The following is a 13,454-nucleotide window of genomic DNA, read 5'->3' as shown; positions in this document are numbered from 1 at the left end:
TCCGCTACAGCCACCCTTCGCGCTTCAGCCGCCGGTGCAACCAGAAGCAGCCGGCGATGATGATGGCGATCACGGCCGGATAGCTGCCGCGCCACTTCAGTTCCGGCATGAATTCGAAGTTCATGCCGTACAGGCTGAAGACCATGGTGGGCACGGCCAGGATGGCGGCCCAGGCGGCCAGGCGCTTGACCACCTCGTTCTGGCGGATCGAGATCTGCCCCAGCGCCACCTGCATGGCCGAATTGACCAGCTCGCGCATCTGCCCCGCCGTGTGCGTGACCCGTTTGACGTGGTCGAGAATGTCGCGGTAATAGATGCGGTTTTCCTTGGGCACGATGTCGCCATGAAAGCGGATGAGCTGGGTGCAGATGTCGTGCAGGGGGTTGACGGCCGCATCAAGCTTGAGCAGCTCCGTCTTGAGCTGGTAGAAATCCTGCAGCTTGTCTTCGCTCAAACTGGGCTTGAACAGCTGCAGTTCGTAGTGCTGGAAGCGGGCCTGCAAATGGTCGATGCAGGGCTGGTACTGGTCAACGATGAAATCGATGATCGAATACAGCACGTAGCCGGGGCCGCTGGCCAGTTTCTCGGGCACGCTTTCCTTGCGCTCGCGCAGCTTCGCATAGCCGGCCGAGGGGCCATGGCGCACCGTGATGATGAAGCGTGGGCCGAGAAAGACGTGGGTTTCGCCATAGACGATGGCCTCGCCATCGAGGGTGGCCGTGTGCATCACCATGAACAGGGTGTCGCCGTACTCTTCCAGCTTGGGCCGCTCGTGCGCGCCCTGCGCATCCTCGACGGCCAGTTCGTGCAAGCCGAACGCCGATTGCAGCGCCTGCATGGCCGTGGCGTCGGGGCTGGCCATGCCGATCCAGACGAAACAATCGGGGTCGCCGAGAAAGTCGCCCACCTTGTCGATGTCGAAGTGGGCGATCTTCTTGCCGTCGCGATACGCTTCGCAATTGACGACGGCGGCGTGGGTACTCAGGTCCATGTGATTTTCGGGCTACGATGTCGGGCCGTCAGTATAGCGGAATGACACTGTCACTCTGTTAAGTTGGCCACCGTCGCCCGCAACGAAGCTTAGAACAGGCCGAACAGCGATTTTTTCGGCGCCGCGCAGGCGGCGGTGACGGGCGCCTCGATTTCCTGCCTGGCCGCCGGATCCGTCACATCGAGCAGCACCTGCTTGCACTTGTTTTCACCCAGGAAACGGAATTCCACCTGATATGTCTTGCCCGCTTCCGGCGTCAGCTGCAAGGTCAGCGGGCCGCAGGAACCGGCGCGCAAGCCGTGTTCGGCCGGCCAGTCGGCGTAAGCCTGCACCCAGACCGGTACGCCCGCCGTCAGCGTCTTCTCCACTTGCGGCAGCACGCCCGTCATGCGCCGCGAACGCTCGACCATCTTCGAGATAAACGGCAACAATTTTTCGCGCAAGGTCGTGGCGTCGTACACCTTGCCCGCCGGCGTGAAGTCCTTGCACTCCTCCTTGCTGCCACTGGTGCCGTAGTCCACCACCATCTGCTCGCCCGAGGATACCAGGCTCAGTTTCGCAACCGCGGGCACGGCGGCCGCTTCCGCAGCAACAGGCTGCGCCACCGGCGTTTCCACCGCCGGCTTTGCCACGACTTCGTCACCCGCCTGGGCCGCCCAGGCACTCACGCTGGCCGCAGCCAGCAAGACACTCAATACACCACGCACACTATCTTTACGCACAAGAAATCCAGATTCAAAGTAGGTTTCATCGAAACATTAGTTAATTCAACATAACCAATATTGCCATAAAAGATAATATATTAAATATTTCCATATGGCAATTTTATAATGTGCGGTTTGCCTGCGCGTCGCGTCTCATCACGTCTCAATAGCGGTAGTTCAGGCTCAGCATCGCATTGCGCGGGTCGCCGTAACTGACCCTGCGGCCCGTGCTGATGCCGTAGTAGCTGCGGTCGGCCAGGTTGTTGAGGTTGAGCGACAGGGCCAGGCGATCGGAGACCTGGTAGCGCGCCATGGCGTCGAACACGGCGTACGAGCCCTGGTGCACGGTGGTGGTGCCGCCGCGCACGGCCCGGGTTTGCTGCCAGGTATGCGATTGCCAGCGGGCGCCGCCACCCAGCGTCAGGCGCGGCATCGGCTGCCAGGTGCTGTACAGGCTGAGCTGGTCTTCGGGCGCCAGCGTGTTGACCTTGCCGGCCGCGTCGCGCGCGATCTTGTGCGTGTAGCCAGCCTGCAATTGCCAGCCCGGCATCAGCTGGCCCGACACTTCCAGCTCCACGCCGCGCGAGCGCACGCCGTCGATGGCGCGGTAGGCGTCCATGCCCGTCACCTTGTTCACGGCGTCGACAGACTCGGCAAAATTATCCTGGCGAACCTCGAACGCGGCCGCGCTGGCGTTCAGGCGGCCGTTGAGGAATACGCCCTTCACGCCCGCCTCGATATTCTTGCCCAGCACGGGGTCCAGGGTCTTGTTGTCGACGTCGCGGCTGTTTTGCGGACTGAAGATGTCGCTGTAGCTGGCAAACGCCGTCAGGTTTGGCGCGAAGTCCCACGTCAGGCCCGCATACGGCGTGAAGATCGACGCTTCATCGATCTCGGCCGTTGGGTTGACGTAGGACGACAGGCGCCCGCCCATGATCACGTGCACGCCCTGCGGCAGCGAAAAGCGGCCCGTCGCATACACGGCCTTCTGGCGGATGACTTCGCGGGCCGTGTCCAGTTCCCACTTCGGCTCAGCGACTATGCCCCGGTAAGTATAGATATTATCGACCTTGATGAAGGAATACGGGCTGAAAACGTCGTCCGACTGTTTGCGGTAGGCGTTCGCGCCCACCACCAGTTCATGCGTGCGGCCCAGCAAGGTAAACGGCCCCTTGGCGTACACGTCGAGGCCATTGCTGGTGGCGTCGCTGTTGTACTGGCGCGCCGTGACGGACGTGCCGCTGCCGTCCGCCTTCGGGAAACCGTCCAGGTAGGCGACGGGCGCGTACAGGGCGTTGGCCTGGTGGATCAGGCGCAGATTGGCCAGCCAGCCATTGTCGAACGTGTGCTCGAGCGAGGCGAAGACGGATTTGGCTTGCGTCTGCTGCGTGCTCCAGGTGGGCGCGCCGGTGAACGAGCGGGGCATGGTGAAACGGTTGCCGTCCGCGTCGAACAGGGGCGCGCCGCCCCAGTCGCTATTGCGCGGCACCGTATGCTGGTAGTCGGCGCCCACGGTCAGCAAGGTGCGCGGCGACAGGTCCGCCTCCAGCGTGCCATAGGCCAGTTCGGAGCGGCGCTGGTAGCGGTCGACGAACGAGTGCTTGTCCTGGTACGAGGCCACGGCGCGCGCACGCACGCTGCCGCTGTCGTTCAGGGGGCCGCCCACATCCGCCATGCCGCGGTAATTGCTCCACGATCCGGCCGACAGGTCGGCCAGCGCGCGCAATTCGCGCGTGGGCTTCTTGCGGATCAGGTTGACCGTGGCGCCCGGCGTGCCGGCTCCGCTCATCAGCGCATTCGCGCCTTTCAGCACCTCGACCCGGTCGTACAGGTCCATATTGGCCAGGGACTCGCCCAGGTTCAGCGAAGCGTCGCGCGTCCACGGCAAGCCGTCGTAACTGAAATTGTCCAGCGAAAAACCGCGCGCATAGTAAATCGTGCGTTCGCTGTCGATGTGCTGCACGTACACGCCCGGCGTGTGGTTCAGCACTTCGCTGAGCTGCACCAGGCCGAAATCGTCCATCTGCTGGCGCGTGACGACGCTGACCGCGTGCGGCGTCTCGCGCGGCGACAGCACCAGGCGGTTCGCCGTGCTGACGGCGCCCGTCGTATAGGAACCCGTGTCTTCCGTCACCTGGCCCAGGTAATTGGTGGTGATGACCACTTCCGGCATCGTTGCCTCGGGATGGGCGGCGGCCTGTGGCGCCGCCGCTTGCACGGTATAGACGCCGCTATCGGTCTTGAGCAGGACCAACTGCGTGCCCTGCAAGGCGTGCCGCAAGGCCTGCTCCGCCGTGAAATCGCCGTGCACGGCCGCGCCGCTGGCGCCGCGCGCCAGGTCCGCATCGATGGAAATGCGCACGCCGCCACGGCTGGCAATCGCGATCAGGCTGGCGTTCAAGGGCTGGGCCGGCACGTCATAGCGCACGGTGGCTGGCGCCATTTGCGCCGCTGGCGTTTGCGCCAGGACGGTGGGCGCGGCGCAGGAAAGTAACATTACAGCCAGGGGAATCTGGCGCATCAACAATGGTGGCATGCTGGGACTCTATCTTGTGGTGAAGGAAAAGTGGGGCTACACCAGGTATGAGTCGCGGCGCGCCAAAAGTGACAGTGCCGGCGCAAAAAAAAATGTCAGCCTGCCTTCAGGTCGATGCCCGTCCACCAGCCGCCGGGCCCCTGGCGCAAGGTGACAGGCAGGGTTTCGGCCAGCGCCAGCAAGGTGGCGCCGCTGTCGTCGAGCGAGTAATTGCCGGACACGCGCAGCGCCGCCGCCTGCGCCGTGATGTCGATGTAGCCGTGGCGGTACGGCCGCAAGGCGGCCACCACTTCGCCCAGCGGCTGGTCGACGGCCACCAGCATGCCCTGCTCCCACGCCATCGCCTGCCCTGGCGCCATGCCGGGCAGCAGGGTCAGCCGGTCCGCGTCGAAGCGCGCCGCCTGGCCCTGGCGCAGCACGCGTGCCAGCCCTTTACCGGCCGGACGCACGTCGATATCGCCCCGCAGGGCCAGCGCCACGGTGCCCTGCGCTTCGCGCCGCAGCATCAGCTCGCCACCCGGCGCCGTCACCGTGCCGTGCGCGCTGCGCAACAGGAATGGCGCGTTTGCCGCATGCGCCACCCTGGCCAGCAGCTGGCCCTGGCGCAAGGTGACGTGGCGATGCTCATGCGTGAGGTCCGTATCGGCCGAGGAACGGGCATCCAAAGTCAGCACGCTGCCGTCGGCCAGCGTGTAGCTGCCCCGCTTGGCCGTGGCCGTATGCAGGTCCGCGCTCCAGTCCGGCAAGAACGGGCTGCCGCGCAGCAGCCAGGCGCCGCCGAGGGCCGCGCCCGCCAGACACAGGGCGCCCTGCAGCCACTGGCGCCGCTGCTCATCGTGCCGGGCGGCGCGCGCCAGGGTTTGCCCGACGGTCCCCGCCCCGCCCGCCGCCTGCAGCGGGCCGACGCTGTGCTCGACGGCCTGCCCCAGGGTGTGCCACGCGGCCGCATGGCGCGCATCGGCGGCCAGCCAGCGAGCGAAGGCCTGATGCTGGGCCGCGTCCGCCTCGCCCGAACTGAGTTCGACCAGCCAGCCGATGGCGGCGTCCTGTACCGCAGGGGACATGCTCATGCCGGCTCCGCGGCGGCCAGGCAGCAGCGCAAGCCTTGCGCCATATACTGGCGCACCATGCTGGCCGATACGCCCAATTGCGCCGCGATCTGCGCATACGTAAGGCCATCGAGCTGGCTCATGAGAAAGGCGCTGCGCGCCTTGACGGACAAGGTATCGAGCGCGCGCGACAGCCGCTCCAGCGCTTCGAGCAGCACGGCGCGTTCCTCGGGCGATGGCTGGACGGCGTCCGGCAGCAGCGCCAGGGTGTCGAGATAGGCCTGCTCGATATCGCGCCGCCGCCACTGCTGCAGCAAGATGCTTTTCGCTACCGTCGTGAGATAGGCGCGCGGCTCGCGGATGGCGGCCAGCCGCCCCGCATGCAACACGCGCACAAAGGTTTCCGAAGTAACATCTTCCGCCTCCGCCCGGTTGCGCAGGCGTAACAGCAAGCGCTGCAACAGCCAGCCATGGTGGCCCGTAAACAGGCTGGCGGCCAGGGTGGCGTCATTCGAGGGAAAAGGCAAGGCAGACAAGAGCGGATCCGGCGGCTTTAATGATAATGATTCTCATTATATTGCAGAGACTGGAGCCTGTCCCGCAATTTTGCCATTGTTGTCAGGCGCCGACAACGCAGCAGCAGTCTTGAAGGACGAGGGATGCCGCAGCAGGCTAAGCCGTCGAGATAACCGCATTCAGGGCACGCCGCAGTTCCTTCAGCCGGGGCGGCTTGCCCAGCACGCAGTTGACGTGTTCGGGATAGTCGCTGTCGGCCGCCAGGCGCTGGCCCCAGCCCGTGAGCATGATGATGGGCGTGGCCGGCGAACACTGGCGCACGGCGCTGGCCACCTTGCGCCCGTCCACGTGGGGCATGCCCAGGTCCGTGATGACTACCTCGAAATCTTCGTGCCGGTCGCGCGCGGCCAGGAAGCTGTCGATGCCGGCCTGGCCCCCATCGGCGGACACCACGTCGTGGCCATCGATTTCCAGGATGTCGCGCAGGGACTTGAGCACCATCGGGTCGTCGTCGACGACGAGGATGCGCAGGCGCGGCGGCACGGCGTGGGCCGCGTCGGGCGCCGGCTCCCCCGCGTCCGCCGCGCAAGCGGGAAACGCCAGGCGCACCGCCGTGCCCTGCCCCGGCGCCGTGACGATGTCGATGCTGGCGCCATGGCGCTCCATCATGCCGTACACCATGGCCAGGCCCAGGCCCGTGCCCCGCTCGCCCTTGGTGGTGAAAAACGGTTCCAGGCAGCGGCGGCGCGTGTTCTCGTCCATGCCGAGGCCCGTGTCGGCCACTTCGATCAGCACCTGGCCGGGCGCGCCCACGCCGGCCGTGCGCACGGTCAGCGTGCCGCCATCGGGCATGGCGTCGACGGCGTTGAAGACGAGGTTGGTCAGCGCTTCGCGCAATTCGCCCACGCTGCCGGGCAGCATGGGCAGTGCGTCGGCCAGCTCCGTGCGCAGGGCGATGACGATGCCGCGCTGCTGCGGCATGTCGCTCCAGCGCGCGCGCGTCAGGTCCAGCACCTGCTGCACCACCAGGTTCGCGTCGATGGGCGAGAGCGCCAGTTGCGGTTCGCGCTGGCGGTAGAATTCGCGCATGCGCGCCACGGTGGCGGCCACGTCGTCGATGGCCCGTTCGATCACTTCCAGGCAATGCCGGCCCTGCGGACTGAGACTGGTTTCCGTCTCCAGCAGCGATTCCGTGTACAGGGCCACGGGGGAAATGGCGTTATTGATGTCGTGCGCGATGCCGCTGGCCATCTGCCCCAGCGCGCGCAAACGTTCCTGCTGCATCACAGACTGCTGCGTCTGGCGTAAATCGTCATACGCGCGCTGCAGTGCACCGTAGAGCTGCGCCTGGTTGGCGGCCAGCGCCACGTGCTCGCTCAGCTGGCTGAGGAATTCGCACTCGCCGCTGGTAAAGCTGTTTGCGGCGCGGCGCGCCACGATCAGGATGCCGAACACCGTGTTTTCGGCCAGCAGCGGCGCCATGACGAGGGCGCGCAGTCCCCCTTGCGCCAGGCGCTGCGGAAACGGAAACGCCACCCCGGCGATGTCGGCTTCATACACAAGCTTGCCGCGCACGCAGCTCGACAGGCCATTCTCGTCGATGGGAATGTGCGCGTGTTCGCTCATCATGAACGACTGCGCCAGCGCCTCGCTGCGCACGCCCACGCACGTCACCTGCAGCGCGTGCTGCGACGGTTCGTACAGGCAGATGCAGCTGAAATCGATGGGCAGCTGCTCTTCCAGGCTGCGCACCACCACCTGAAAGATGCTGCGCAAGTCCTGCCGCTCGCCGATCGAGCGCGTGATCTGCTGCAGCAGGTTCAGGCGTTCGAGCTGTTCATGCACCTTGCGCTCGGCCAGCTGGCGTTCGGCGATCTGCGTTTCCAGCGCGGCATTCGTGTGCGCCAGCTCGTCGCGCGAGACGGTGGTGCGGCGCAGCTTTTCCGTCATGCCGTCGAAGGCGCGCGCCAGGTCGCCGATTTCATTTTTGGTGTGCACGCCGAGCGAGAAGTCCAGCTTGCCGGCGCCGACGATCAGGGTACCCTGGCGCAGTTTTTCCAGCGGTCCCGTGACGCTGGTGATGGTGAAGTAAATCAGGCCGGCCACCAGCGCGATGATCATCCCGCCAAACAGCATCACGGCCACGTTGGCCCGCTGCTGCGCCTCCAGCACGCCTTGCCGGCTCAATTCGGACAGCCGCATCGCCTCCGAAATCATGCCCTGCACCTTGCCCATGATCTGGCCGGACAGGCGCGACTCCAGCTCGTCCAGCACTTCGCGCCGCTGCGGGTCCTGCCCCAGTTCGCGGTGGTTCGCGACAAACAGGTGGAACAGGCCGCCCACGCCGGCCAGGTCGCCCTGCAATTTCAGCAGCAGCGCGCGCTCCTCGTCCGTGCTGAAGGCGGGCGTGGCCAGCAGGCCCGAAGACAGCGATTCGCTGCGCAGCTGCCATTGGGCCCGCGTGCGCTCGCCACGGTGCAGCGCATATTCGATCGACAGGTAGCGCAGCGACGTGACGGCTTGCAGGATATCGGCCGCCGCCTTGTTCTTCGCCAGTTCGCGCTGCATCGCCATGGTGGTGGAAAACAGCATGGCGACGATGATGGCCACGAGCACCACGCAAAACAGTTCGGCCAGCTTGAAACGCGTTACGATTTTCACGGTGGCCTTCTCAATGAATGACCGTCACGGCCGATGGCGCCACGGCTTCGAGGCCGTCCAGGTAAACGGCGTCGAGGAAGTTCGGCATGTCGCCGTGCTCGGCCAGCCGGTTCCTGATGGCCCAGCGCGCCTCGTCTTCCAGCGCCAGCAGCAAGCCTTGGTCGAGCACGACACCGAAGCGGTAACCGTGCCAGGCTGCCTGCAGGCGCGCCGTCTCGCTGGCCGATGCCTTGGCAAACAGGGCGCGCGCGGCGTCGGGCTCGTCCTGGCAAAAACGGGCGCCGGCGATCAGCGCGCGCAGCACCTTGCGCACCGTGGCCGGGTGGCTGCGCACATAGCCGTCCGTGCCGGCCACGTTGAACAGGCCCGCATAGACATCCTCGCCATAGAAGATGGCCGCCTTGCCGGCGATGGCATGCGTCATGCCCGTCAGGAACGGTTCCCAGCCAGCCGCCGCATCGATCTCGCCCCGCGCCAGCGCTCCGGCCAGCTGCTCGGGCGCGTAGTTGCGCAAGGTGACTTCGGCGGGCAGCAGCTTCTGGCGGTTCAAAAAGGCGTCCAGCGTAAACTGGCCGGAGGTGCCCAGGGTCACGCCGATGCGCTTGCCCTTCAGGCTGGCGGGCGTGGATACGCCGCGGTCCAGGCGCCCCACGATACCGTGGTCGCGCTCGGCCTCGAAGATGCTGGCAATGATGACGACGGACTGGTTCCGCAGGCTGGCCAGCACGACGGGAATATCCGAAACCGTGCCCAGGTCGGCCTTGCCCTGCAACACGGCTTCCATCGAGGCCTTGCCCGACGAATACGGCTGCAGCCGCGCATCGATGCCTTCGCGCGCGAAATGCCCCTGCCCGTGCGCGGCCAGGACGGGGCAGCTGCCCACGTATTCCGCATTCACGGCCAGGCGCAGCACTTCCACGGGGCCGCGCGGCGCGGCGGGACGGGCATGGAACTGCCAGATGGCCACGGCAACCAGCGCCAGCAACAGCACGATGGCTGCCAGCCTGGCCATCCACCGCCGCGGCGCCCGGCCGCTCATGCGCTGCACTGCGCCGTGGCCGACTCCAGCGCGCTGTTGATGGCCTCGGAAAACGCCGTTACGTCGATCGGCTTGGTGAGATAGCGGTAAAAGCCCGCCGCCAGCCCCTGGCGGATATCGCCGGGCCCGGCCACGGCCGTCAGGGCGATGACGGGGATATGCGCAGTGCGGGCATCGGCACGCAGCAGCTGCATGACTTGCGTTCCGCTGATGTCGGGCAGGTCGCTATCCATCAGTATCAGCTGCGGCAGGTGGCGGCGCGCCATGTCCAGGCCCGTCTGGCCGTCGCCGGCCGACAGCAGGTCGAGATCGGGACGGAAATGGATCAAACCCGCCACCAGGGTCACATTCAGGGGATTGTCTTCCACATACAGCAGCGTCTTGCGGTCCGGCAGCCGTACCGCTTCGGCGGGCCGGGCAATGACGGACAGGCGCGCACTTTCCTGCGGCGGCTGGCGCGCCGGGCAACTGGCGATATCGAGCCAGAAGGTGCTGCCGCGCCCGGGTGTGCTGGCCACGCCCAGCCTGGCCTGCATGGCTTCGGCCAGGCGCTTGCTGACCACCAGCCCCAGTCCCGTACCCTCCTCGTCGCGCGCATCGCGTCCCAGGCGGTTGAAGGGCTGGAACAGCGCCTCCAGCTGCGCCGCGCTCATGCCGCCGCCCGTGTCGCGCACGGACAGGCGCAGCTGGCGCGCGTCGACGGGCTGGCAATCGACGTGGATCTCGCCCTGTTCGCGGTTGTACTTGACGGCATTCGACAGCAGGTTGATCAGCACCTGCTTGAGGCGCGTGCGGTCGGCCAGCACATGCACGCCGCCCGCTTCGACGAACGTCAGGGTGATGCCGCGCTTGTGCGCCAGCGGTTCCATCATTTGCCAGCATTCGTGGTAGATGTCGGCCAGGCTTACGGGTTCCATCGACAGCGACATATTGCCCGACTCGATCTTGGCGATGTCGAGGATGTCGTTGATCAGGGTCAGCAAATGCCGGCCGGCGCCGAAGATGTGCGAGGCAAAGGTTTTCTTTTCCTGCCCCGTCGAGGGGATGGAATCGGACATCAGCATCTGCGAAAATCCCATGATGGCGTTGAGCGGCGTGCGCAGCTCGTGGCTCATGCTGGACAGAAAATTGGTCTTTTCCTGGTTTGCCCGCTCGGCCACTTCGCGGGCCAGCTGCAAATCCTTGTTCATGGCGTCGAGTTCGGCCGTATGCTGGCGCAGCAGCAGTTCCAGGCGCGCATTGGCGATGCGCAGCTGGCGCGTCTCCAGCGCCCGCGCCAGTATCAGCAGGATTCCCGACACCTTGAACGGCTTGACGACGTAATCGAGCGCCCCCGCCTTCATGGCCTGCACGGCCGAGGCGATCGTGCCTTCGCCCGTCATGACGATGCAGGCCAGGTCGGGATCGATCTTGCGCGCCGCTTCCACCACGGCGATGCCGTTCATGCCCGGCATCATCAGGTCGACCAGCAGCAGGTCGAACGATTCGACGGCCAGCAGGGACAGCGCCGCCTCGCCCGAAGCGAGCCCCGTCGTGTCATACGCCTGGCCGCGCAAGGTGTCGCACAGCGCGCGCACATGCGCCAGTTCGTCATCGACGATCAGTATCCGCGGCGGCATTGATGAGCTGTTCATGCATTCTCCTGGCGGCATGGCCTTGCGGGCCGGAAATTTTCCCCGCAACATGCGTTCCGAGCATAGCACTTGAAAATTACCAAAAATACACGCATTGTCACGCGCGCAAGGACGCCAGGCAGATGTCAGCTCATCACGGGCAGCCCCCGCAGCAGCTTGTCTAGCGTCAGCGGATAGTCGCGCACGCGCACCCCCGTCGCGTTGTAGACGGCATTGGCGATGGCGGCCGCCACGCCGCAGATGCCCAGCTCGCCCACGCCCTTGGCTTTCATGGGCGAGGACGTGGGGTCCGTTTCATCGAGGAAGATGACGTCCTGGTGCGGGATGTCGGCGTGCACGGGCACTTCGTAGCTGGCCAGGTCATGGTTGACGAAGAAGCCGCGGCGCTGATCGACCACCAGTTCTTCCATCAGGGCCGCGCCCACGCCCATGGTCATGGCGCCGATCACCTGGCTGCGCGCCGCTTTCGGGTTCAAAATGCGCCCGGCCGCGCACACGGCCAGCATGCGGCGCACGCGCACTTCGCCCGTGTCGCCGTCCACGCCCACTTCGACGAAATGGGCGCCGAACGTCGATTGCTGGAATTTTTTATCGAGGTCGCCGTATTCCATATGGTCTTCCGCGACGACGTCGCCATGGTAGGCGGCGGCAGCGAGCGGCACGCTGCGCTCGCCCTGGCTGACCTGGCCGTCGGAAAAGCGCGCCTCTTTCTCATCGAAGCCCAGCTTGCCGGCGATGGCCTGGCGCAGGCGCACGCAGGCCGCGTACACGCCAGCCGTGGAACTGTTGCCGCCCCACTGCCCGCCCGAGCCGGCCGAGACGGGAAAATCCGAGTCGCCCAGGCGCACGACCACCTTGTTCAAGGTCACGCCCAGCATTTCCGCCGCCGTCTGCGCGATGATGGTGTAACTGCCCGTGCCGATATCCGTCATGTCCGTTTCCACGGTCACGATACCGTTGCCGTCAAGACGCACGCGGGCGGCGGACTGCATGACGAGGTTGTTGCGGAAGGCGGCCGCCACGCCCATGCCCACGAGCCAGCGGCCATCGCGCCGCATGCCCGGCTGCGCCGATCGCTCTTTCCAGCCGAATTCCACGGCGCCCGTGCGCAGGCAATCGATCAAACGGCGCTGGGAGAATGGACGGCTCGGCTTTTCCGGATCCACTTTCGTATCGTTCAGGATACGGAAGACGATGGGGTCCATTTTCAGCTTGTCCGCCATCTCGTCCATGGCGATTTCCAGCGCCATCATCCCAGGCGCCTCGCCCGGCGCGCGCATGGCATTGCCTTCCGGCAAGTCAAGCACGGCCAGGCGCATGGCCGTCATGCGGTTCGGTCCCGCATACAGCAGCCGCGTCTGCATCACGGCCGTTTCCGGTTGCCCCCCTTTCAAGTCGCCGGACCACGATTCATGGCCAATGGCCGTGATCTTGCCGTCGCGCGTGGCGCCGATGCGCAGGCGCTGGATGGTGGCGGGCCGGTGCGTCGTGTTGTTGATCATCAGGGGCCGCGCCAGGGCGACCTTGACGGGACGCTGGGCCGCGCGCGCCCCCAGAGCCGCCAGCAAGGCTTCCGCGCGCACGAACAGCTTGCCGCCGAAGCCGCCACCGATATATGGCGAAACGATGCGCACCTTGTCTTTCGGTATCCCCAAAGTGCGGGCCAGGTCGCCGCGGCCCCAGTCCACCATCTGGTTCGCCGTCCACACCGTCACCTTGTCGCCTTCCCAGGCGGCAATCGAGGCGTGCGGCTCCATCATGGCGTGCGACTGGTCCGGCGTCGTGTAGCTGGCATCCAGGCGCACGGGAGCATGGGCATAGGCGCCGGCGAAGTTGCCCGTCTTGCTGTCGGGCTTGCCCTCCTTCGGCTTGGTGGCGCCGCCCTTGGCCCTGGCCAGGTCGAACACGCCCTGTTGCTCGACATACTTGACATCAAGCAACTGTGCGGCCGAGCGGGCTTGCTCGAAGGTTTCCGCCACCACCAGCGCGATGGCCTGGTGGTAATGTTCAATGTCCGGCCCGCCCAGCAGCTTTGCCGTGTTCATCTTGCCTTTGCCCAGCTTGCCAGCCGACTCGGCCGTCACCACTGCCAGCACGCCCGGCGCGCGCCGCGCGGCGCTCGTGTCGATCGAGGCGATACGCCCCTTGGCGATGGCCGCGCCGACGACATGGCCGTAGGCCGCATGCGGCGCGGCCTTGTTCTGTTCATATGCATACGGCGCCGTGCCCGTGGTTTTCAGGGGGCCGTCGATGCGGTCCGTGGGGCGGCCCACGATTTTCAGCTGGTCGATGGGATTGGTGGTCGCAGGTGTCGAAAATTTCAT

9 protein-coding genes are annotated in these 13,454 nt (G+C 65.9%); all 9 read right to left on the bottom strand.

The window, feature by feature from the left end; genetic code table 11:
- Positions 1-4: 4 nt before the first annotated feature.
- The 9 genes from AC54AG_RS19440 to paoC all read right to left on the bottom strand — a co-directional run bounded on the left by AC54AG_RS19440 (position 5) and on the right by paoC (position 13,454).
- A complete protein-coding gene (locus AC54AG_RS19440; RefSeq protein ID WP_070305954.1) occupies positions 5-991 on the bottom strand; it encodes a magnesium and cobalt transport protein CorA in 987 nt (328 codons plus the stop codon).
- A gap of 89 nt (positions 992-1,080) precedes the next feature.
- A complete protein-coding gene (locus AC54AG_RS19435) occupies positions 1,081-1,713 on the bottom strand; it encodes a hypothetical protein (RefSeq protein WP_139143522.1) in 633 nt (210 codons plus the stop codon).
- A 145-nt stretch (positions 1,714-1,858) separates the two neighbouring features.
- The gene (locus tag AC54AG_RS19430; RefSeq protein ID WP_496631343.1) at positions 1,859-4,231 is read right to left on the bottom strand and encodes a TonB-dependent siderophore receptor; all 2,373 of its coding nucleotides are present in this window, start codon (positions 4,229-4,231) and stop codon (positions 1,859-1,861) included.
- 95 nt (positions 4,232-4,326) lie between these two features.
- On the bottom strand, positions 4,327-5,301 hold the full coding sequence (locus AC54AG_RS19425; RefSeq protein ID WP_496631342.1) for a FecR family protein: 975 nt from the start codon (positions 5,299-5,301) through the stop codon (positions 4,327-4,329).
- Positions 5,298-5,816: a sigma-70 family RNA polymerase sigma factor gene (locus AC54AG_RS19420; protein WP_496631341.1), complete on the bottom strand. Its 519-nt coding sequence runs from the start codon at positions 5,814-5,816 to the stop codon at positions 5,298-5,300. Before AC54AG_RS19420 ends, AC54AG_RS19425 begins: the two co-directional genes overlap by 4 nt.
- A gap of 136 nt (positions 5,817-5,952) precedes the next feature.
- Positions 5,953-8,457 (bottom strand): ATP-binding protein, encoded by a 2,505-nt coding sequence (locus tag AC54AG_RS19415; protein WP_496631340.1) that lies wholly within the window; start codon positions 8,455-8,457, stop codon positions 5,953-5,955.
- Positions 8,458-8,467: 10 nt separating this feature from the next.
- Complete coding sequence (locus tag AC54AG_RS19410) at positions 8,468-9,469, bottom strand: ABC transporter substrate-binding protein (protein ID WP_496631339.1); 1,002 nt, start codon at positions 9,467-9,469, stop codon at positions 8,468-8,470.
- A gap of 23 nt (positions 9,470-9,492) precedes the next feature.
- Positions 9,493-11,130, bottom strand: a complete 1,638-nt coding sequence (locus AC54AG_RS19405; RefSeq protein WP_496631338.1) for a response regulator — start codon at positions 11,128-11,130, stop codon at positions 9,493-9,495.
- Positions 11,131-11,255: 125 nt separating this feature from the next.
- On the bottom strand, positions 11,256-13,454 hold the full coding sequence (paoC, locus tag AC54AG_RS19400) for an aldehyde oxidoreductase molybdenum-binding subunit PaoC (protein ID WP_496631337.1): 2,199 nt from the start codon (positions 13,452-13,454) through the stop codon (positions 11,256-11,258).

Source organism: Janthinobacterium sp. BCJ23 (genome assembly GCF_059617945.1).
This window is presented reverse-complemented; position numbering and strand designations above follow the sequence as displayed.

Coding starts and splice junctions, on each gene's coding strand:
- AC54AG_RS19440 (WP_070305954.1), bottom strand. CDS start 991: ATGGACCTGAGTACCCACGCCGCCGTCGTCAATTGCGAAGCGTATCGC.
- AC54AG_RS19430 (WP_496631343.1), bottom strand. CDS start 4,231: ATGCCACCATTGTTGATGCGCCAGATTCCCCTGGCTGTAATGTTACTT.
- AC54AG_RS19425 (WP_496631342.1), bottom strand. CDS start 5,301: ATGAGCATGTCCCCTGCGGTACAGGACGCCGCCATCGGCTGGCTGGTC.
- AC54AG_RS19410 (WP_496631339.1), bottom strand. CDS start 9,469: ATGGCCAGGCTGGCAGCCATCGTGCTGTTGCTGGCGCTGGTTGCCGTG.
- AC54AG_RS19405 (WP_496631338.1), bottom strand. CDS start 11,130: ATGAACAGCTCATCAATGCCGCCGCGGATACTGATCGTCGATGACGAA.
- paoC (WP_496631337.1), bottom strand. CDS start 13,454: ATGAAATTTTCGACACCTGCGACCACCAATCCCATCGACCAGCTGAAA.